The following is a 20,889-nucleotide window of genomic DNA, read 5'->3' as shown; positions in this document are numbered from 1 at the left end:
ATGGAGAGATTTGTGGGTATAAAAATAATGACTAAAAATATAGTATTTAAATAGCAAATACTCTGAATGAATATAGCTAAAAGCCTCTCTTTTTACTCTAATAACCTATATATACCTAGCCATGACCACCCCGCCTTAAAATCACATTCAGTTTTATCCTTAAAAATGAAGCGTTCGTAAATTAGATAAGAAATATTTAGCGCTCAATACTGAGAAAATTTAACCACTGTAGCAGTGAGGGTTATCCTCTATATAGCTATACAAATGAACTTTATATAAAACATAAGATAATCATGCTCAGGGTGGTTTTTATCGTCTTTAGGCTAAATATTACCTGTATCTCAATTTATTGGCTTTCAGAAAGTGAACGTAGATCACATTAACTTTTACAATTGATAATGTATACTTTGCATATGTAAAGTATAAGGCGATTAAACAACAGTAAGGGGATTTGTTATGTTGGACTCAATTCCAGCAGGCTACAAGCCGCTGACGTGTGAAACACTACCAATTTATTTAGCTTCCAAACTGACTTCGTCATGCGCGTTAGGTGGAGAGCCTAATCAATGGAAAGTAAATGAAGTTGGTGATGGTAATTTGAATATGGTGTTTCTTGTTGAAGGGACACAAAAAACAATTGTGGTAAAACAGGCACTACCATGGGTCAGGGCTGGAGGGGAAAGCTGGCCATTGTCCCTGACTCGAGCAGGTTTTGAATACAATATTTTATCTCAAGAAGCTCGCTGTGCAGGCCATGAATTAGTTCCTGAAGTCTATTTTTATGACCAAGAAATGGCACTGTTTGCGATGGAGTACCTTTCACCTCATATCATCCTGCGTAAAGAAGTGATAGCAGGTAAAAAATTCCCAAAACTTGCTGAAGATATTGGGACATTTATTGCCAAAACTCTTTTTTATACCTCAGATATCGGTATGAAAGCCGATCAGAAAAAAGCGCTGACCGCTCAATTCTCTCTGAATCATGAGCTTTGTAAAATTACTGAAGATCTGATCTTCACTGAGCCATATTTCAATGCCGAACGTAATAATTGGCTATCCCCTGAGCTAGACCAAGCAGTAGAAAAGATGTGGCAAGATAAAGAAATGATCCAAGTTGCCATGCGTTATAAATATAAATTTATGACTGAAGCACAATCATTGTTACATGGTGACTTGCATTTAGGCTCAGTAATGGTCACCGAGAGTGATACAAAAGTTATCGACCCTGAATTTGGATTTATGGGACCAATGGCGTTTGATATTGGTAACTATATTGGCAATTTACTGATGGCTTTCTTTTCTAGACCAGCATGGGATGAAAATCCATCAAGTCGTGTTGAATATCAAAACTGGTTACTTGACCAAGTCGATTCAACTTGGTCTGTTTTTGTTCGAGAATTCCGCCAATTATGGAATACAAAAACACAAGGGGACGCGTGGCCTTCAGAACTCTATCAACATGAACTCGGCCGCCAAGCTTTACAGGAAGCCCAAGACCAATTCTTTGCCACACTACTTGAAGATTCCTTAGTCAATGCGGGAATGGAAATGAACCGCCGCATAATTGGATTCGCAGGGGTGGCAGAGTTTAAACAAATTAAAGACATTGCTCTTCGTGCTGAATGCGAAAAACGCGCACTTACCATGGCTCGCGAGCTTATTGTCAATGCCAGTCTTTATAAAGAGATGGCTTCAGTTATCCAATTAGCTAAAAAACAGTAAGAGGAATTCATGAATATTGAAGGGAAACACTATCGTACAGTTTGGGTTTCTAAAGATGGAAAATCAGTAGAAATTATCGACCAAACTAAACTGCCTTTTAAATTTGAAGTACTCACGCTCGATTCCGCACAAAAAGTAGCAACTGCTATTCAAGAAATGTGGGTGCGTGGGGCGCCTTTGATTGGGGTTGTTGCTGCTTACGGAATGGCACTAGGTATGCAACAGGACCCGAGTGATAAAAATCTACAATCAAGTTATGACTTGTTAATCAAGACCCGACCTACTGCTATCAATTTAAAGTGGGCACTCGATAGAATGATGGAAAGCTTGAAGGATGCTCCTGAACAGACGCGTAGGGACATTGCTTGGGAGCTTGCCGGAAAACTGGCCGATGAAGATGTCGAGTTGTGTGAGCAAATTGGGCTCCATGGCGTAGAAATTATTCGGGAAATCGCGAGTAAAAAACCGGCAGGCAGTGTCGTAAATATATTGACTCACTGTAATGCAGGCTGGCTTGCCACGGTCGATTGGGGGACCGCACTTTCGCCAATTTATAAGGCTCATGAAGAAGGGATTCGTATTCACGTTTGGGTAGATGAAACTCGCCCGCGTAATCAAGGTGGCCTTACTGCATTTGAATTGGGTTCACACGGAGTTCCTCACACATTAATTGCTGATAATGCCGGTGGTCACCTGATGCAGCATGGCGAAGTGGACCTATGCATTGTTGGTACTGACCGAACCACAACGCAGGGGGATGTCTGTAATAAAATTGGAACATATCTAAAAGCGCTGGCGGCTTATGATAATCAAATTCCATTTTATGTTGCGCTCCCATCTCCAACTATCGACTGGACGCTTAAGGATGGGAAAACAATCCCCATAGAGCAACGCAATGGTGCTGAACAGTCACATGTATATGGGATCAACCCCGAGGGTGAACTAAGTTGGGTTAATACTGCGCCGGCAGGCACCACATGTGGTAATTACGCCTTTGATGTCACGCCTGCTAAATATATTACTGGATTGATCACGGAGCGTGGTGTTTGTGCAGCGAATGAACCTGCATTAACCAACATGTTCGCCGACCTAAAAAATTCGGTTATTTAATTGAGTGTGCATGGGGTATATGCACGCTTTCTAAGGAACTAAGATGGAAAGACTCAAATTAGCGGCAGATATTATCGTCACTTGCCAGGAAATGAATGCTTCTGGGTTGAATCAAGGGACGTCGGGTAATGTCAGCGTGAGGTATCTTGATGGAATGCTCATTACACCAAGTGGTATACCTTATTCGAAAATGACACCCGATATGATTGTTTTTGTTGATGGTCAGGGGGTATCAGAGTCTGGAAAAACACCATCAAGTGAATGGCTCTTTCATCTGGCTTGCTACCAAGCCAGACCTGAATTAAATGCGGTTATTCATACACATGCGGTGAACTGTACCGCGGTATCCATAATGAACCATGCGATCCCCGCAATTCATTATATGATAGCGGTGACAGGGACGGACCATATTCCTTGTATTCCATACCATACATTTGGTAGTGCTGAGCTTGCAAACAGTGTGTTTGAGGGAATTAAATCTAGCAAATCACTTTTGATGCAACACCACGGCATGATAGCGATGGAAACAACACTGGAAAAAGCGTTGTGGCTTGCTGGAGAAACAGAAACTCTAGCAGATCTCTACATCAAAATAGGCGGACTACACAGCAAAGTTCCCACTTTATCTAAAGAAGAAATGACAATAGTCATCGGTAAATTTAAAACGTACGGTTTAAAAACTGACGCTTAAATTCAACTTGTTCTCATCGATAGCAGCCATTTTATAAAATGGCTGCCAACCTCTACCTATAACGATTAATTATAATTATCCCAAGGAGTTATTCATGTTTATCGTGGAATCATATCCTATAGCAATAATTATGTGTTTTATCACGATGATTTGTTGGGGGTCATGGGCTAACACAACAAAACTAGTCAGTAATAAGAAATGGGAGTTCCCTCTCTTTTATTGGGACTATTCTCTCGGTGTTTTATTCTGTTCTCTATTATTTGCTTTTACTCTCGGGTCAATTGGTGAAGAAGGCCGTAGTTTTATTTCTGATATTCAGCAGGCGGATATCAATATTATCTTTCTTCCTATATTGGCAGGTATGATTTTTAATGTTTCAAATATTCTTCTTGTTGCTTCAATTAGTTTAGCTGGTATGGCTGTTGCATTCCCTGTCGGTGTTGGGCTTGCATTAGTTCTCGGTGTTATCACAACTTATATTGGTAGCCCTCAGGGGGACCCAACTATTTTGTTCTTAGGGGTTGCTTGTGTAGTCGCCGCAATCATCCTAACTGCGATTACTTACAGCCGTGTTACTCAATCATCGGATAAAAGTCGCCGTAATAAAGGCCTGATAACTGCTATTTTTGCCGGTATCATTATGGGGTCATTTTTCCGTTTCCTCGCTCAATCGATATCAGGTAATTTAAGTGAACCAGAAGCGGGGTTGATGACACCTTATTCTGCACTTGTATTATTTGCTTTAGGTTTGTTTTTATCTAACTTTGTCCTTAATACACTGGTAATGAAAAAACCAATCGTAGGAGAACCAGTTAAAGGGAAAATGTATTTCTCTGGTAGCTTAAGGGACCATCTCTGTGGTTGGTTGGGCGGAATCATCTGGTGTATTGGTTTAGGGCTGAGCCTAATCGCATCAGGGCAAGCAGGGTATGCAATATCCTATGGATTAGGGCAAGGAGCTACTATGATTGCCGTGATTTGGGGGGTATTTGTTTGGCGTGAATTCGCCAGCGCACCAGCTGGCACGAATAAGTTACTCTTAGCTATGTTTTTGCTGTATATCGCCGGTATTATCCTTATCATAGCGGCAAATCAGTAAATATTTTGCCCCATTATGTCTATAGTGGGGTAAATATTCTTTTTTATTAGGTGAGCCGTAAAAAGTGCGGCACCTTGCTCTTTAGGATGGGGATGAATCAACGTTGGGCAGCTCGCAGGATAATAAAAACTCAGCTGTTCCTTCATCAACAATAAGGTCTGTGACATAGCCGCCGAGTAATGCCCCTAAGGTTGCAGCATAGCCGCTCTCGCCCCCAGCCAGAAATATTTTACGCTCAATTTGCCTTAATTGGGCAAGGCTTATTCCTAGTATCCGTTGATCAACTTCAGCAATAACAGGTACTCCATTTTTGTCGTAGAACCGGCCACAAATGACGCCGACGGCCCCTGCATCTCGGTAGTTTTGCATTTCTTTTTTGCTTAGGACACCGACTTGAATTAACGGGTTTTCATCCAGTGCGCTTCCTACAACAAAGAAGGCTTTTGTGCAGTGAGTTAATACTTCAAAATTAGCACGAATGATGGGTTCAGCTTGTAATTCCATGGCTAACCTTGCACTGGAGACAACCGCTGGGACATGAAGAGAAGCCACTTTCCCTGACAGTTTAAACGCTATTTGTGACGACGATTCGAGGATTGTCAGGTCTGGCTGAGAAGGCATGGAACCTAGCATCTGGATCACGGTGACATTTTTACATGAATTTGGTGTCATCGTTTTGCTCATCTCATGGATGGTTCTTCCCCAAGCAACCCCAAGAACGTCATTGTTCTCGATAACTTGGTTTAAATACATCCCTCCAGCACGGGAAAGTCTGGAACGCATCAATTTTGAGTCTGTTCGTTTTCCGGCATGCTCGCCATCAGGCACAATGATAACTCGATACAAACCAAATTTATCACGAATACGTAAAGCGGCATCAATTGAGCCAAAGACATTGGTATCTAAATTGATCTGAACTAAACCATTTTCTCTAGCAGTTTGTAGATATTTGACGACGGTGACACGCGAAAGGCCCATTAGGGCAGCGACTTCAGTCTGGCTTTTGCCTTCCTGATAATATAGCCATGTTGCGTGTAATACAGGATCATCATTGAACAAGCTGCTGTTTACTTGCTCTTTACTCATTATTGTCTCCTGGCATCATTTGGAAAAGCCTAGTTTAAACTATAAGAATATTACAGCCAGTCTTTCTCAAGGTTGTTTGCTTTTTTGAGCGGGCAAATCATTATTGGGTTAATTCGTGAATAGAACAATAAAATTTAGAAACGATGCTTTGTATTATAAGGAAAAAAATGGTGATGCCCTAACTTCTATTTAAATATAATTTCCACTATCCACTCTCAATGTAAAATACATAATAACCTAACAAATACTAACCTGTTGTCAGGAGCGGATTTTTTGCCATATTGAGCAAAATGTGGTGAATCAGCTAGGAAAGTAATTTGTATCAGACATAGGAGAGTTTTTTGTTTAATGGATTTGTAAAGCGCGACGGAGTGCCGCGCTCGATAAGAAGTTAGAGGTTAAAATAGTTTTTTCTGCGGGGGGCCCGAGAAATTCATTTTACCGATATGATTCATTAATACTTCAACGACAACTGGCCGCTTTAAAGCAACAGCTTGATGAAGTATAGGTTGGAATTCGCTGGGTTTATCTACCGTTAGGGCGGTGATCCCCATCGATTGTGCTAGTTGGCTAAATGATGGTGTTAATAACTCATTATAATATTGGCGACCTGAGAAATATTTTTCCTGAATACCACGCATGACACCATAACCTTGGTCATTCATGATTATCAACACAATCGGTAGTTGTTCTTGAGCCATAGTCGCAAGCTCACCGACCCCTAACATCAAACCGCCATCCCCAACTAAGCCAATCACTGCGGTATTTGGGTTGGCTTTCGCACTACCAATGGCCATCGCAAGGCCTAAGCCAATGGCACCCGCTAAGGAATGAATATTGTGCATCGGCTGTGTAGCTTTTAATAAACGGCTGCCCCATAAGCTGCCTGATACAGTAATGTCCCGCACAAAAATACCATGTTCGGGTAAGGCTTGCTCGACAGCATCACTGAGTTCACTGTATGGCCCGCATTGTGCCCTTAATTGCTGTTCTGCCAACTGAACGGCTTGTTGTATTTGCTGTTTCCATGCAGAAGAAACTGGGCGGTTAGCTTGCTCAATTTTATCGGCAAGCGCATTAAGCAGGCCTTTACAATCCCCTGTGATATTGAGGTCGGCTAAGTAATTGCGGTTTGCCGCTAACGGGTTAATATCAATTTGGATGATGGGGTGAGGTAATGGTAATGACCAAGTTTTAGTCTCATTACTGCGTAACCGGGAGCCCGCGACCAGCGTCAAATCACATTCACGCATTAATGTCTCAATTGAGTCCGCATTATGAAAAGCACGCAGGCTGAACGGGTGATCATCCGATAAAATACCTCTTCCATGGGTGCTGCTGATTACGGCGACACCTTGGTTAGCCAAGCGTTTAACGGCTTCTACCGCCTGCAATGCACCGCCACCGACCCACAATAATGGGCGCTGTGCATGCTGAAGTTTGTCCCAAATGGCTTCTATCTGTGATGAGCAAATTGCGGGCAAAGTTGGCACAGAAAGCGGGGCACTTAATAAGGACAATGGCACTTGGGCACTTTGAATATCAATGGGGATTTCAATCGAAACAGGGCCACACGGGGCGGTTTGCGCAACTTGGATTGCTTTATGCAGTGTCGCCACCGCTTGTTCTGGTGTATGTACACGGAATGCTTGTTTAGAGCTTGAACGCAAGAAACCCAGTTGATCCGCTGTTTCATGAATAAACCCTGCATCCATATCTAAATAGGCTTTTTCAACCTGCCCAGTAATGTGGAGCATTGGTGAACAAGCATTCATAGCTTCAATCATTGACCCCACTGCATTTCCTGCTCCAGCCCCCGTACTCGTTAGCGCGACGCCTAAGCCACTAAAACGGCTGTGTGCATCGGCCATCGTTACTGCCCCAGCTTCTCCACGGCTTGGGGTAAAGTCAATTTTAGCACGACGGCCAATCGCATCGGCAATAGGTAAATTGTGAATAGAAATAACCCCGTAAACCGTTGTGACTTGGTATTGTTCAAGTGTTCTGGCGATAGCTTCGCCAATTGTAATCATTTCAGACATTGTATTCTCCTAAATGCAGCCGTAATCCTTTAACGGATAAGCTATTCACACCAACGGTTTGGTTGTGGGTTAAGTGCCAAAAAAAGGCTTTTTTGTTGCATATAGGCTTTTAGGCTTTCTAAGCCTTTTTCTCTGCCAATGCCACTTTCTTTAAAGCCCCCAAATGGGGTTGAGATGGAAAAAACTTTGTAGGTATTGACCCAAACTGTTCCTACATCAAGGGCATCCGCCAGTTTAAAGGCGCGAGTATAGTCGCGAGTCCAAATCCCCGCAGCCAGCCCATAAACGGAATCATTAGCTTCTTGGATCAATGTGGCTTCATCATCAAAGGGGATCACCACTAAGACGGGGCCGAAGATTTCTTCTTGGCAAACACTAGATTGATTACTGAGGCCTTCAATAATGGTCGGTAAGAAATAATTGCCATTTTGTAGTGCGGGGTCTGTGGGAACGGTACCGCCAAGGCGAATATGACCGCCTTGTTGGACGGCTTGTTCAACGTAGGTTTTGACGCTATCACGGTGAGCCGCTGAAATTAAAGGCCCCACATGGATGCGTTCTTGCCTTGGGTCGCCAATAATCAAGTTCTGGGTTAATTGGGTTAATTTTTCCATAAAAGGTTGGTAGATATCGCGGGCAACAAATAAGCGAGAACCTGCGATACAAGCTTGCCCCATTGAACTAAAAATACCGTAACAGACTCCATGAGCGGCAATGTCTAGGTCAGCATCTGCTAGCACAATTGTTGGGGATTTCCCACCCAGTTCGAGGGAGGTCGTGATCAGTTTATCAGCCGCAATATGAGCCAGTTGGCGACCCGTGTTTGTCCCCCCGGTGAAAGAGATTTTTCGCACTAACGGGTGGCGAACCAATGCATCACCCACAATAGAGCCTTTTCCCGGTAATACGCTGAGTAAGCCACTTGGTAACCCTGCTTGTTCAAAGAGTTCTGCCAATTTTAATGAAATTAGTGGCGTGGCTTCTGCAGGTTTTAAAATAACCGCATTACCTGCGGCAAGCGCCGGAGCAATTTTTTGCATATCGCTGGCAATGGGGGAGTTCCACGGTGTGATGGCGGCGATCACTCCGATGGGTTGGTAAGTGCTTATTGTCATCAAGTCTGGTTGGCGCCGAGGTGGAAGCTCCCCTCCAGAAACCTCACAAACGGCGGCAAAATAACGTGCGGTGGCGGCTGCGCTCATGACTAAACCACGCGCTTCAGCCCACGGCTTCCCGTTGTCCAAAGTTTGTAATTGCGTTAAGGTTTCACGCTGCTCATCAATCAATGCGCTGACGTTATATAAGATAGCCGCGCGTTGATGCGCAGGCATATTGCGCCAGGTAGGTTCTCGCCAAGCTTTGTCCGCCGCGTTTACGGCGTCTTGGACATCTTCAAGGCTGGCACTGTTGAGAGTAGCAACGACATGGTTATCACCCGGAAAACGTGATTGCATTTCAGGTCCACGACCTTGTTGCCATTTTCCTCCCACAAAAATATCCATTTTATTCATGATTAGGCTCCTATTAGCTTACCTGTTGCTCAGCAATACGGCGGCAAATTTCAACGGCACTTAGGGCTGCAAGCATAGATGTCTTTGGGTTTGAAGGTAGGGGGTTGCCATTTAACTCAATAGAAAAATGCCCGAAATCCCCTCTTACATCAATTTGATGCGAATTTTTGGTGGTGTCCGGATCAACGATGAGTTGTACCTGAGTTGCATCCATACCTATGCCATACAGTGCAACGGTAGCGGCAACATTAGCATTGGCAGGGAAGTTCAAGGCAGCTTCTCGCGCACTACCACTAAAAAAGGCGGTAGCTTCAGAGACACTCGATAAGTCGATATAACGCTCAGCAGCACCATTGCGCCAACTGGCAGGGCTTTTACGTGACTGATAAATGACGTGGGTAATGTTCGCCTCTTTGGCTGCTCGTAAACCATCAAGCCCAGCAACCGCGCCTGAGAGAGGGATTAGTTGGCTTTGATGACGCTTTGCTAATGTGGTTAGTGTGTTTTCGAAAGTGGCATCAGCCAGTACACCAGTGGAAATAATGGCAAGAGTCCAGCCCCTTTGTAAAATGGTTGGCGCATACTGCTGTACCGCTTGATGACCAGCACACTCCAACACTAAATCGGGGTGTTCGTTAAAGTCATCAAGGCTATCAATAGGGAGCACCGCGCCATTGAAGCGTTCTTGTATTGCGTTATGGTGATGAGGGCGAGCCACAACCCAGCGAAGGGTTATTCCACTAGGTAAACGAGCAATCACTTCTTGTGCCATTGCACCATAACCAATCAACATTAATGTTTTCATAATTAACCCTTTAAATGTGATGGCTAAAGCCACCCGAAATATCTAAAGCGGCACCGGAGGTAAACGAAGCCATCGGTGAAGCTAAAAAAACTAAGGCACGGGCTGGTTCTTCTGGTTTCCCCAAACGTTGCATCGGGATCCCTCGCTTGTTAGCGATATCGCCAATCCATTGCTGCCAATCCAAGCTTTTATCACTCCGGTTTTCGAAACGACGCCGCCATTGGTCTGATTCGACCATACCGAGCAAAATTGAGTTAACGCGTATCCTTTTGGGTAGCAATGTTTTCGATAAATTTAATGTCATGTTCAACAGAGCAGCGCGTGCGGCAGATGTGGCGACCATATGGGGCTCGGGTTGTAACGCTAATAACGAATTAACACAGGTAATTGACGCAATATTGGATTGTTCTAAGAAAGGTAAAAAAGCATTTACTGGGTTAATGACACCAAATAATTTTAATTGTGCTTCATGTAACCAAGCGGCTTCAGGAGTGTCAGCATAGCTTGCAACATAGCCTTGACCCGCATTGTTAATCAGAAGATCAACTTGCCCATAGTGTTGATAAACATGTTGAGCGAAGTTTTCTGTTTGTGCCTTATCGAGGACATCACAGCGCTGTGCGATAAATTCCCCTTGAGGGTAGAGAGACCGTAATGTATTGAGAGCGTGTTGTAGTTTTTCAGTATCTCGACCACAAAAAGCAACTTTACAACCTTCGTCGAGTAACAGTTTGACTGTTGCAAAACCAATACCAGAGCTCCCTCCAGTCACGACAGCAATACGGTTATTTAACTGTAAATTCATAAGGATTCCTTTATTCGACTGGGTTGTATACCGTCTCTAAAAATTGTTTCAAATGGTGATTAAACTGTGTGGGGGTATCAAGGTAACTGGCATGTCCCGCTTGTTTAATCAACCAAAAAGGGCACTCTTGTTGTATCGCGAGCTGCTGTACTTGTTGTGGTGGCGTAATGGTGTCATCAGCGCCTGCCAGTATTTCGATTGGCCCGTTATAACCCTTTAAATACAAACTAATATCGTCATGGGCTAACATCCATGCTGCCGCAAGAAAGCCTTGGGGATTAAGTTTTTCCATATTTTGTTTCACCCAATCGATTTTTTCTGGGGTTGCATTGGGTGATAGTAGGGCGGCGGCTCGGTTTTCAGCATAGGCTTGTAACCCTGAATTAGTTACAATCATCTGCCGTTGTTGATACACGGAAGCTTGCTGTTCAGGGCTTTTAGAGGCATAGCCTTGAGCTGGATTAGCTAAAAATAACCCTTTTACTTGCTGAGAATATTGTGCGGCAAAAGCGCTAGCCATCAAGGCTCCGAGTGAATGCCCGACTAAAACGACCTGTTGTATTTTTAGGCTATCTAAAAAAGCTTTTAATGCTGTAGCATAGTCAACAGCAGTTGGTTTCGCTGTGTTGAGCATTGAGCTGCTCGAATAGCCGGGAGCATCCCAGCTATACAGTCGATAGTGGTCGGTCAGTGATGAAGAAGCCAGTTGGCTTACCCATGAGGCCGAGCCAGAGCTGATCCCGTGCAATAAAACGACGGCATGCCCATGACCTGAACAGCGCCAATTAAGGCGGTATTGGCCAAAATCAGCCAGTTGTTGTGCAGGAAGTTTTTCGATTGGCAAATTCATCACTGATAACTCCGGTTAGTTACGTTTCACTTTAGATAACGGGTGGTCTTCTGGGTAAGTCGGGATTGCAGGCTTTTGTGTGCCAATCATCACGCACATTAATGCCTCTTCCTCTCCATGATTAAATAGACCACGGTAAATCCCCGCTGGAACAGAAATTAGGTCACGTTCTTTGAGAACCGTTTCATACTCTTCGTCACCATCACGAACAAATAGCGTAATAGTGCCCTTCAGCATGAAAAACACTTCTTCAACATCAGGATGTAAATGTAAGGGGCCTTCACATTTGGCAGGTAATACCATGGTGGAGAAAGTGAAGTTCTCTGCGGGGACGGTATTCACGTCATTAGCAACACCTGTTGCACCAGTACCGATGTAGCGCATTTGGGCACGACGATATTTAGGGTCGTAATCAGCTTGGAATTTCAAGGCGTTCCAGTCATATTTACGGCCTTCAAGGCGAGCAATTCGTGATTCTATCCATTGTGCCATTGGGATATCTTGGGGTTTGATTTGAGGTTGTGACATAGCGTTATCTCCTACACAGAGTGATTAGTATTTTTTCAGTAGAGGCAGAAGTAGTAGGCTGCCGACTAAACCAATAATTACGATAAATAACAGCCCGCTATCCATAGTGTGAGTGGCGGTGATCAGCACCCCCATCAGCAGAGGTGCAGCCGCGCCAGCGAGGTTTCCTAGGCCATTGAATATGCCACCGGCCAATGCACTGACTTGTTTTTGTGTGACTTTAGCGAGTAGAGCGAAGATATTGGGAGCACCTGCTCCCCACATAAACATGCTAAATGCCATCATGAGGATGATGCTGTAGGTATCAGTGAGGAATAGCACTCCAGCTAAGCCCAATACCGCACCTAAGAGAGATACAAAACACACTAAAGCTCTACGGTCATAGCGGTCAGACAACCATGCGCCTATTCCTTCGCCAAACAACATGGCGATAAAGGGGAGAGAGGATAAGACCCCTGCATGCTCTAAGTGGATTGATTTCCCTTTAATTAAATAGCTTGGTAACCAGCCATTCATCCCCCAAAGATAAACAAGAAAAGCGATGTTAAACAGGCAGATAATCCAAAAATGGCTGTTTTGGAATAAGCGTTTTTTATGGGCTTGTATGGTCGCGAGCTGTTCGGCTGATCGTTTTTCACCCGCTGAGTTTTTGGTTTGAGCCTGACGATTTACTAAGTTAGGGTGACGGATACCAATCACGACTAGCCACCAAACGGGTACGGTAAAGGCCGCCATTACAAAGAAGGTACTTTGCCAGCCAAAATTATTCAGAAGATATAGGGCGATAGGGAAGCCTAGAGCCGCTCCAATTGGAGTTCCAAGTAACCACATCATGGTGGCGCGAGCCTGCATCTTAGGTGGAAATGTGCGGCGTACAATGGCGTAAGCAATGGCTAGCAGGGGGCCTTCAGCAATACCGAGCAAGATCCTCAGAAAAACCATCGTGCCGTAATGATGGGTAAACCCCATGAAAATCATTAAGAAGCACCAACTGCTAATCATAAACAGTAGCATTTTGGTTGGGTGGAATCGGTCGCCAATTCCACTAAGTAACATTGAGGAAACGCCATAAGCAAATAAAAATGCGCTCATCAGCAGACCTAAACGTGTTGGATCAAAGTCAATGCCAAGTGCCTGCTGAAACTTTTCATCTGAAAACAGAGCTGCAATACTGATTTTGTCGAAGAAAGCGAGCAATACACAGGAAAATAAGCCAATTGGGATTAACCAATTAATTTTTTCAGGGATGTCTTGGGCTTGTTGGTCATGTTCCTTGGCTTGTAAGGTAATGCTTTGATTAGCCATGTTATTTCTCCTTGCTGTACACTATTTCAGTGACATCAGTGAAAATGTTGGATCAGCAAGTTCAGAAGGATCCAGTTTGCGGTGACTTTGCATCCAACGCTTACCTAGCTTGATAGCGCGTGCATCATTGAAAGCAATCATTTGCACCAATTCATTAGTGTCATTCAGGGAAAAATGGACCTCTGAGTTTGGTGTATAGCGCTGGATGTGTTGTTGCGCTTGCGAAGTTGGTATGCCCAATATTTGAATATTATCTTGGTATTGATCCGACCATAGCCAAGCTGGCTCATCAAACCCTTCTGATTGCGGGTTTAACATGGCTTTTGCCGTCGTGATGGCTTGGTTTTGTGCGTAAGCCCAAGATTGCAGACATAAAGAAAGTGTTGGATGACAAGCTACGTCGCCAGCGGCGTAAATATCAGGGTGTGAGGTTTGCCCTTGGTCATTGATAACAATACCATGGGTGATATCAAGCCCAGCTTGTTTGGCGAGTTCAAGGTTTAATTCAACCCCAATCCCCATTACGGCTAGGTCGAATGTTTGCCATGGTTGCTTCTGGCAAGTGATTTGTAAGCGAGTCACTGACTCCCCAAGCTTAATGTCACCACAATCCGTAATGATATGTACGCCAGCTCGGGTATGGCGCTGTGCCAATGCTTCAGAGACATTTTGTGGAACGCTGCGTTCACATAGGCGGCTTTGACGCTCAAAAATTGTGACATCTATTCCCATTTGACGTGCAGAGGCAGCGACCTCCAAGCCAATCCACCCGCCGCCAATGATGGCAATTTTCTTTGACTCAAGGAGTGCTGAGCGTAGTTGTTGTGCATCGTTCCATGAGCGTAATGCGAAAACTTGTGGGTGTTTTTGCCAATCATTGGAGAGGTAACGGGGGCGTCCACCTGTGGCGAGTAACAGTTTTTCAAACGTTACAATACGACCATCATTGAGGTGAACATATTTTGTTTTTGTATCAATCTTAGTGGCTCGCACTGGGCGAAACCATTGCAAATGTAAGGCTTGGGTGGCTTCTTCACTAAATAACCGCGACAGCGCAAAGCTTTCTAGTGTGAGTGCGGCCTTTGATAGCGGTGGGCGTTCATAAAAGTCATGATCTTCATCGCTGATAACAGAAATTTGGCCTTGGTAACCTTCATCTCGTAAGGTTTTTGCCGCCCAGCCACCTGCTTGCCCACCGCCAATAATGACAATACCACCTTGGATTAAGGAATTCATAGGGTTACTCCTTTACCGGTTTGACTTGACGACGGGTTTCATAATCTAGACCGCCTTCCACCGCCCACTCGGTGAATGAAACCAGTGAATGTTCCAGTTCGCGAGGCTGCCATTTATCCGTCAAGAAATCGTCATTGGTGTAATATTCAAAGGCGCCACCGGTCGGGCTGTTAACGTACCAAAAATAAGCCGATGAAATCGGGTGGCGACCAGGACCAATAAAGGTGCTCCATTGCTGCCGGTTCATTGCTAAGCCCCCGCCAATGACTTCATGGATATCACGTACGGTAAAGGCAACATGATTAAGGCCGCTGCCACGGTGTGGTAATTTGAGTAGGAATAAATTGTGATGACAACCATTAACTTGAGCACGTAAAAAGACAGCACGGTCGATATAACGGTCAGAGACTTGAAAACCCAGCTTTTGGCAATAAAAGGCTTCTGTGGACGGTAAGTCGTCGACAAAAAATACCACATGGCCCACATTAATTGGCGTTGCTTTTTCGTAAACAGGGCTAGGTTGATCAATACGGCGAATATCCCCCCATTGGTTGATTGGTGAGATTTCTATTTCGACGCTCTGTTGCTGAGTGACGGTAAAAGCCACTGTCATACCATTCGGGTCACGGCATTCGGCGCCATCTCCAGTAAGTTTGAAACCATCACAACCCTGAATGTTTTCGATGATTTTATTGAGTTCAGTGGCATTTTCCGTCCCCCAAGTTATTCGACGCAGGGTTGAGCCTGTTTCAAAAGCAGGTGGAAGTGTAGGGTCTTGATGGTCAAAAAGTTGTATTTTTGCCCCAGAGAGCGTCGAAAATAATGACGGGTTGACCGCAGTAACCTGTAGGCCAAAATCATGTAAAAATTTTTGGCAGTTAGGGATGTCTTCGACACCAAATTCTAATTTTTCTATTCCAATCACTGACATAGCAAAGTCCTCTGTAGATTGGTGTTATTGCCAAAGGCACCTTTTGGGCAAAAGGAGTCTGAGGCTTATGGCAATAAACCTAAAAATGTAGGGTAGATAATTGCTTAACGCTAAACGGCTTTTGCTTGGTTCATACCACCAATAAATTCAGTCAATCTTTGCGCGGCATAACTCACTTCATTTTGTAATCGCTGGCGTTCCTGTGCCGGAATACTGTTCATCGGTACCATGATGCTAATCACCGCCTCTACGCCATTAGCTTGGTTGTAGACGGGGTAAACAATGGATGAAATCCCCCGACGATAAAATGATTCGCCGATCACGTAGCCACGCAATTTGTCGGCTTGGATCATTTGCCAGAATTCGTGTTTACTGCCTGCATTGTCGGGTAACTCATCGTGAGGGTAGAGTGCATCAAATTCCGCACGGTTCAGCCCACTAAGTAGCATGCGCCCAAGTGAGGTACGATGCGCGGATAAACGTGTTCCGACACTGACGTGGTTAATTTTTGATTCGGCACCACTAACCCGAGCGATATAAATAATATCTGTGCCATCGCGGATAACTAAATGGCTGTTACATTGGCTACGGTCTCTCAATTGTTCGATAATGGGTTGACCTAATTGAGTTAAATCTAACGATGCAATATAACCAAGACCAAGGCTTAATACTTTTCGCCCCAGAGAAAAGGCCCCTGTGCGTGGGTGTTGGACGAGAAAATCCAAATGCACCAATGTTTGGATAGCCCGATATGCCGTAGCCTTTGGCATATCGACTAAGCGCAAGATTTCAGCAAAAGTTAACTCACGATGTTGCTGAGCGAGGAGAAGAAGAAGTTGTAACCCTTTTTCCAAACCCGGTATTAAATATTTGCATGTTGAACTCATTGCCTTAACCCCTTAGCCAACTTGGTTAGTTAATTAAAAACAAAGCCACCATTAACGGGAATTAATTGCCCTGTGACAAAATTAGCCATTGGTGAAAGTAGATACAACGCGGTGCCCGTTACGTCTTCAGGGATTTGTTCACCTTGTAGTGCTCGGCCATTTTCATAAAGCTGGTGGCGCTCAGCAGGGACATATTCTGTTGCTTCAACTTTGGTAAGCCCCGGTGCAATAGCATTCACACAAATGCGGTGAGTACCAAGTTCGCGAGCCATTGAACGAGTCATACTGATAATGGCCCCTTTACTGGCGACATAAGCCATTAGCTTTGGTGCACCCCACAGTGCAGTATCGGAGGCAATATTGACGATTTTTCCATGGCCACTGAGTTTTAAAAATGGCAAAGCCGCTTTTGTGACTAGCCATGTTCCTCTGACATTGACGGTCATGACGTTATCCCACAGTGCTATGTCATACTCATCCAGTAACTTGCCGCCTACACCTGTTGCAAGAGCTGCGTTATTGATCAAACCATCAATAACCCCTTGCTGACCGATGATATCGAATGCATGCGCTATTGAATCAGGGGAAGCAAGGTCAAGCTGAACACCTTGTGCATCAAGGCCTTGGTTACGGAGTGTTTCAACGCTTTCTTGTAACCGTTGTTCTAGGATGTCACATAAGACAACATGAGCCCCTTGCTGTGCTGCGGCTTGGGCAAAACTAAAGCCAAGCCCTCTGGCTGCCCCAGTGATCACAATCCGTTTGCCCACTAATAAGTCACGCATTTTCAGCTACCTTGCTGTTTATTAGGTCAAATTGTTTTTTCGCTTCACGCTGCATTATCCGGCGTAGGCGCGATAGCCCCACATCATGTTGGTAGAGGAATTCTCTATTACGTGCGTTAGGCGCAAGGTTTTCTAAAATAATGCGGTCTTGTTCTAAGACATCCCAGTGCAACCCTTCTAGACGATTGCGGTACATAAAGCGCCATAAATCACGTTGCCAATCTTTGACTTTGCGGATGCGCCAGAAGAAGACCCGAGTATGATCACGGTCTTCAGGAACGACCATACCGATAATCCAAAAATGCCCACCCGGCCCAAAACGTTTTTGATAAGGAATGGATAAGCGCATCCAATTTGCGCCTGTGCTCGCAAATTCGACCCAATCGAAGTTGACGCCAATTTGGTCATTTTTACGGAAAATGAAACCATTTTTTGTCGCTTCAAGGATCATCTCTGACTGTTTGTCTCCTTCAGCCATTGAATGTGATGATGAATGGAGGTAGGTTCCGTGCATGGGGTCCATTACGTTTTCTAACGCATACTGGTAATTGCATTTCCATGAGGCAGTACATAGGAAATGACTGTGATTTTCGTCATCCGCTAATTCTTCAGGGAACTCAAGAGCGGGTGGGGTTTCACCTTCAATGACAGCAAAGTAGAGAAAAATAGCCCCATGAATTTCTTGAACTGGGTAGGTCTTTAAGCATTTTTGCCCTTCAAGCGGACATTGGCTGACCGCTGGAACATCTTTAACGACACCGTCGCCACCGACTTCGACGCCGTGGTACCAGCAAGCAATGCGTTCACCTAGGTTCCACCCCATTGATAATCGAGCGCCACGATGTGGGCATCTATCTTCAAGTGCGTGAAGTTGGCCTTTATCATCTCGCCATAAAACGATTTGTTCTTCGAGCCGAGTGATGCCAATAGGGTTACTGCTTACTTCCCAACTGGATAATACGGGATACCATTGTCCACGTAACCCAACATCTAAATATTCTTGAGAGTTTTGAAGTTGTGTATTGGTTGTCATGATTTGCTTCCGTTTATCAAAGGCGTTTTAATTATATTTTCTGAGTAATGCCAAGGTGTTAATAACCATTGACGAGAAGAAATTCTCGGAAACTGCTGGAAGACCAAAGGTGACCTTGTCGGTCATATATTTGCAGCTGGTTTAATGCGCTAACTAATTCATCAAGGGTTTCAGTGCCTGCTGCAAATAGAGTCTCAAGTGCCGAAATTAGAGTGGTCTCATATTCATCAGGTATACGTGAACGGGTTTGCCAAACAATATTGGGGGCACTTCCCGGTGCTTGAATACTGCCTTTCCCCCCTTCACGGGCAGGAATGATTTGGTTATTTGCAGGTAAATAAGGATTAAAATTCTGAATGGGTTCCATTTCTACTCCTCAATTAAACTGATTTCGATTTGGTTTTCGTGAACTCGCGTTTGGTAGGTTTTTAAGTCACGACCTCCTGGTTCACGTAAACATTTTCCGGTTTTGATATCGAAAATGGCTTCATGTAGTGGGCATTCAACTTTTCCATCTTCTACAAAACCTTGACTTAAAAGGGCATAAGCATGCGGGCAAACATCTTCCAAGGCGTAATATTGGTCCTCAACCAAGAAGATCCCAATCTCGGCATTATCAACTTTGGCGGAAAAAGGAAATTCTTCTTGAACTTGTGATACATCACATACCGCAATCCAGCTCATTGTTTTCTCCTTTTAAATGTGGGTAACATTTTGTTTCATATATAAAACATTGTTTATTATTTAAAACCAGATTAATTGTATGGACGATTATTAGTCAATCAAATGTTGGTTTTATGTAAAATAATCGTTTCAAAATGTGGGGTGTGTCTAGGTTATGGTGATGTTTTGTTTCATATAAGAAACCCAAGCTGACATACGCAGAGTAAAGTGCAGACTAAGCTGGTCGTGTTAGAAAAGGTGAAAGAATGGGGGGTGAGAGAAGAGGGGGAATAAAATTAAAATGGCGCCTTATTTAGACGCCACTAAAAAAGCGTTTCACGTATAGTTAAAACTGATTGAAGAAATAACTTAATGTCGTTTAAGTACAAAACCACTTATATACAAAGTAGTTCTATACTTACTATTGTCAAAAATGAAGCGTTAACTTGCTACTGGGGTTTGATGGTTGTTATTTAATGGTGCATGGGTCGTAAAGAGTTGTAATATAACGCCTAATAATGCGCATGCAGCCATCGCAAAGAAGGTATAAATATAGCCTAAAGAACTATTCCAACCCCCGCCTAAATTGATTAACCAGCCCATTAATAACGGTGATAACGCACCGCCAATAAACATTGATGTGGTAATAATACCATTTGCTGTGGATATGGACTGGTCATTTGCATTATCTGATGCCATGGCATAGTAAATAGGCCAAACAGCGTTAGCGACTAAGCCAAAAAACAGTTGTATTGCGATGATTTTTGGCATTGAGGTTGCGAAGTAAAATAAAGCAATCCCGATACTCATCCATAAACCACAGATGATCAATGTTCTTTTTCTGCCTAAGATATCCGATAACCATGGCCAAACAATTTGCCCAACCACGCCCGTCAATGTAAAAATAATACTCAAACCCGCAGAAGCCGCTAAAGATAACCCCGAAACATGATATAGATAAGAAGGTAATACCATGCTTATCCCCATATAGACGATTTGAGTTAATAGGGTATTCCCGGCGGTTAAGGCAATATTTCTATTTTTTAGTGTTTTCAGGAAAATTTTTAACCCTTCACCTTTTTGAACTTGAGTACTGCTATTCTCAGCAGGTTTTGTCATCCCTGACTTTTCAATATGTTGATATAATATTGAAATCCTTGCAGCGGTAGAATATTTTGCCCAAAAAATCATAATAGGCAGTGCGACGATTAATGGAATAAAGAAACTATAGCGCCAATTTGCTTCGCCAAATTCAGAAATAATAAAGCTTGCGACAACGCCACTTAATAAAGCCCCAATAGGATAGCCCGTATGATGTACACCGAGAGCAAACCCTCTTTTTTCTTTAGGCCACCATTCAGCAGTATTACTGACGCCAACAGGTTCACCCCAGCCTGCACCTAAATTAACCCCAAAACGCAATAGAATAAAATAGGTTAAGTTATGGCTAATTGCTTTAAAACCTGAAACAAATGAAATTGCGGTATAACCTAAAACTAAAGGAACTTGAAAACGAGCTCGTTTCCAACCGGAGCCATATCGGTCACTTAATACAGAACCTGGTATGTCAAGAATAGCGAGAGCTATCATGATAATAGCAACAATATTACCCCACTCTTCAGGGCTTAAATTAAACTCTTGAGAAATAACCGGACCTAACCTTAAAATCATTTCTCTATCATAAGCATTCAATAACCAAATAAGCCAACATATGAATAATGAAACCCATGAATAGCGATGTATATTCTTAAAGGATATTTTATTATTTGAAACATTATTTTTAATCATAATTATAGCTCT

20 protein-coding genes are annotated in these 20,889 nt (G+C 43.7%); 4 read left to right on the top strand and 16 right to left on the bottom strand.

Annotation, left to right across the window (positions count from 1 at the left end; all coding sequences use genetic code 11):
- Positions 1 to 456: 456 nt before the first annotated feature.
- From mtnK to ABE954_RS19670, 4 genes are all read left to right on the top strand, one after another.
- Positions 457 to 1,722 (top strand): S-methyl-5-thioribose kinase, encoded by a 1,266-nt coding sequence (gene mtnK / locus ABE954_RS19685; protein ID WP_371025662.1) that lies wholly within the window; start codon positions 457 to 459, stop codon positions 1,720 to 1,722.
- 9 nt (positions 1,723 to 1,731) lie between these two features.
- Entirely contained in the window at positions 1,732 to 2,832 is a 1,101-nt protein-coding gene (mtnA, locus tag ABE954_RS19680; RefSeq protein ID WP_048605932.1) for an S-methyl-5-thioribose-1-phosphate isomerase, read from the top strand.
- 43 nt (positions 2,833 to 2,875) lie between these two features.
- Positions 2,876 to 3,523: an L-fuculose-phosphate aldolase gene (locus tag ABE954_RS19675; RefSeq protein WP_042845637.1), complete on the top strand. Its 648-nt coding sequence runs from the start codon at positions 2,876 to 2,878 to the stop codon at positions 3,521 to 3,523.
- A 94-nt stretch (positions 3,524 to 3,617) separates the two neighbouring features.
- Complete coding sequence (locus ABE954_RS19670; protein ID WP_129466536.1) at positions 3,618 to 4,622, top strand: multidrug DMT transporter permease; 1,005 nt, start codon at positions 3,618 to 3,620, stop codon at positions 4,620 to 4,622.
- An 81-nt stretch (positions 4,623 to 4,703) separates the two neighbouring features.
- On the opposite strand, the gene ABE954_RS19665 is transcribed toward ABE954_RS19670, so the two are convergent.
- From ABE954_RS19665 to ABE954_RS19590, 16 genes are all read right to left on the bottom strand, one after another.
- Positions 4,704 to 5,708 carry a sugar-binding transcriptional regulator gene (locus ABE954_RS19665; RefSeq protein WP_129466534.1) on the bottom strand — a complete coding sequence of 335 codons (1,005 nt, stop codon included), beginning with the start codon at positions 5,706 to 5,708 and terminating at the stop codon, positions 4,704 to 4,706.
- 398 nt (positions 5,709 to 6,106) lie between these two features.
- On the bottom strand, positions 6,107 to 7,750 hold the full coding sequence (locus tag ABE954_RS19660; RefSeq protein WP_371025661.1) for a thiamine pyrophosphate-binding protein: 1,644 nt from the start codon (positions 7,748 to 7,750) through the stop codon (positions 6,107 to 6,109).
- Between the two features lie 41 nt (positions 7,751 to 7,791).
- Positions 7,792 to 9,261: an aldehyde dehydrogenase gene (locus ABE954_RS19655; protein WP_042845632.1), complete on the bottom strand. Its 1,470-nt coding sequence runs from the start codon at positions 9,259 to 9,261 to the stop codon at positions 7,792 to 7,794.
- A gap of 13 nt (positions 9,262 to 9,274) precedes the next feature.
- Positions 9,275 to 10,066, bottom strand: a complete 792-nt coding sequence (locus ABE954_RS19650; protein ID WP_181468787.1) for an aspartate dehydrogenase — start codon at positions 10,064 to 10,066, stop codon at positions 9,275 to 9,277.
- Positions 10,067 to 10,076: 10 nt separating this feature from the next.
- On the bottom strand, positions 10,077 to 10,871 hold the full coding sequence (locus ABE954_RS19645; protein WP_129466526.1) for an SDR family oxidoreductase: 795 nt from the start codon (positions 10,869 to 10,871) through the stop codon (positions 10,077 to 10,079).
- Between the two features lie 10 nt (positions 10,872 to 10,881).
- Positions 10,882 to 11,721, bottom strand: a complete 840-nt coding sequence (locus ABE954_RS19640) for an alpha/beta fold hydrolase (RefSeq protein ID WP_371025911.1) — start codon at positions 11,719 to 11,721, stop codon at positions 10,882 to 10,884.
- A 15-nt stretch (positions 11,722 to 11,736) separates the two neighbouring features.
- Complete coding sequence (locus tag ABE954_RS19635; RefSeq protein WP_042845626.1) at positions 11,737 to 12,249, bottom strand: cupin domain-containing protein; 513 nt, start codon at positions 12,247 to 12,249, stop codon at positions 11,737 to 11,739.
- A 24-nt stretch (positions 12,250 to 12,273) separates the two neighbouring features.
- Positions 12,274 to 13,554, bottom strand: coding sequence for an MFS transporter (locus ABE954_RS19630; RefSeq protein WP_048605944.1), 1,281 nt, complete (start codon positions 13,552 to 13,554; stop codon positions 12,274 to 12,276).
- 21 nt (positions 13,555 to 13,575) lie between these two features.
- Positions 13,576 to 14,790, bottom strand: a complete 1,215-nt coding sequence (locus ABE954_RS19625; RefSeq protein WP_042845624.1) for an NAD(P)/FAD-dependent oxidoreductase — start codon at positions 14,788 to 14,790, stop codon at positions 13,576 to 13,578.
- A gap of 4 nt (positions 14,791 to 14,794) precedes the next feature.
- Entirely contained in the window at positions 14,795 to 15,721 is a 927-nt protein-coding gene (locus ABE954_RS19620; RefSeq protein ID WP_048605946.1) for a VOC family protein, read from the bottom strand.
- Between the two features lie 110 nt (positions 15,722 to 15,831).
- Positions 15,832 to 16,608: an IclR family transcriptional regulator gene (locus ABE954_RS19615; RefSeq protein ID WP_042845622.1), complete on the bottom strand. Its 777-nt coding sequence runs from the start codon at positions 16,606 to 16,608 to the stop codon at positions 15,832 to 15,834.
- A 29-nt stretch (positions 16,609 to 16,637) separates the two neighbouring features.
- A complete protein-coding gene (locus tag ABE954_RS19610) occupies positions 16,638 to 17,393 on the bottom strand; it encodes an SDR family oxidoreductase (protein ID WP_042845621.1) in 756 nt (251 codons plus the stop codon).
- Positions 17,386 to 18,426: an aromatic ring-hydroxylating dioxygenase subunit alpha gene (locus ABE954_RS19605; RefSeq protein ID WP_166685007.1), complete on the bottom strand. Its 1,041-nt coding sequence runs from the start codon at positions 18,424 to 18,426 to the stop codon at positions 17,386 to 17,388. Before ABE954_RS19605 ends, ABE954_RS19610 begins: the two co-directional genes overlap by 8 nt.
- A gap of 58 nt (positions 18,427 to 18,484) precedes the next feature.
- On the bottom strand, positions 18,485 to 18,793 hold the full coding sequence (locus ABE954_RS19600; protein ID WP_042845619.1) for a recombinase-like helix-turn-helix domain-containing protein: 309 nt from the start codon (positions 18,791 to 18,793) through the stop codon (positions 18,485 to 18,487).
- A 2-nt stretch (positions 18,794 to 18,795) separates the two neighbouring features.
- The gene (locus ABE954_RS19595; RefSeq protein WP_042845618.1) at positions 18,796 to 19,110 is read right to left on the bottom strand and encodes a non-heme iron oxygenase ferredoxin subunit; all 315 of its coding nucleotides are present in this window, start codon (positions 19,108 to 19,110) and stop codon (positions 18,796 to 18,798) included.
- 420 nt (positions 19,111 to 19,530) lie between these two features.
- Complete coding sequence (locus ABE954_RS19590; RefSeq protein ID WP_048605950.1) at positions 19,531 to 20,877, bottom strand: MFS transporter; 1,347 nt, start codon at positions 20,875 to 20,877, stop codon at positions 19,531 to 19,533.
- Between the last annotated feature and the right edge of the window lie 12 nt (positions 20,878 to 20,889).

Origin of the sequence: Providencia sp. TYF-12, assembly GCF_041344805.1 — a bacterium.
In the GTDB taxonomy this organism is placed as follows: Bacteria; Pseudomonadota; Gammaproteobacteria; order Enterobacterales; family Enterobacteriaceae; genus Providencia; species Providencia huashanensis.
This window is presented reverse-complemented; position numbering and strand designations above follow the sequence as displayed.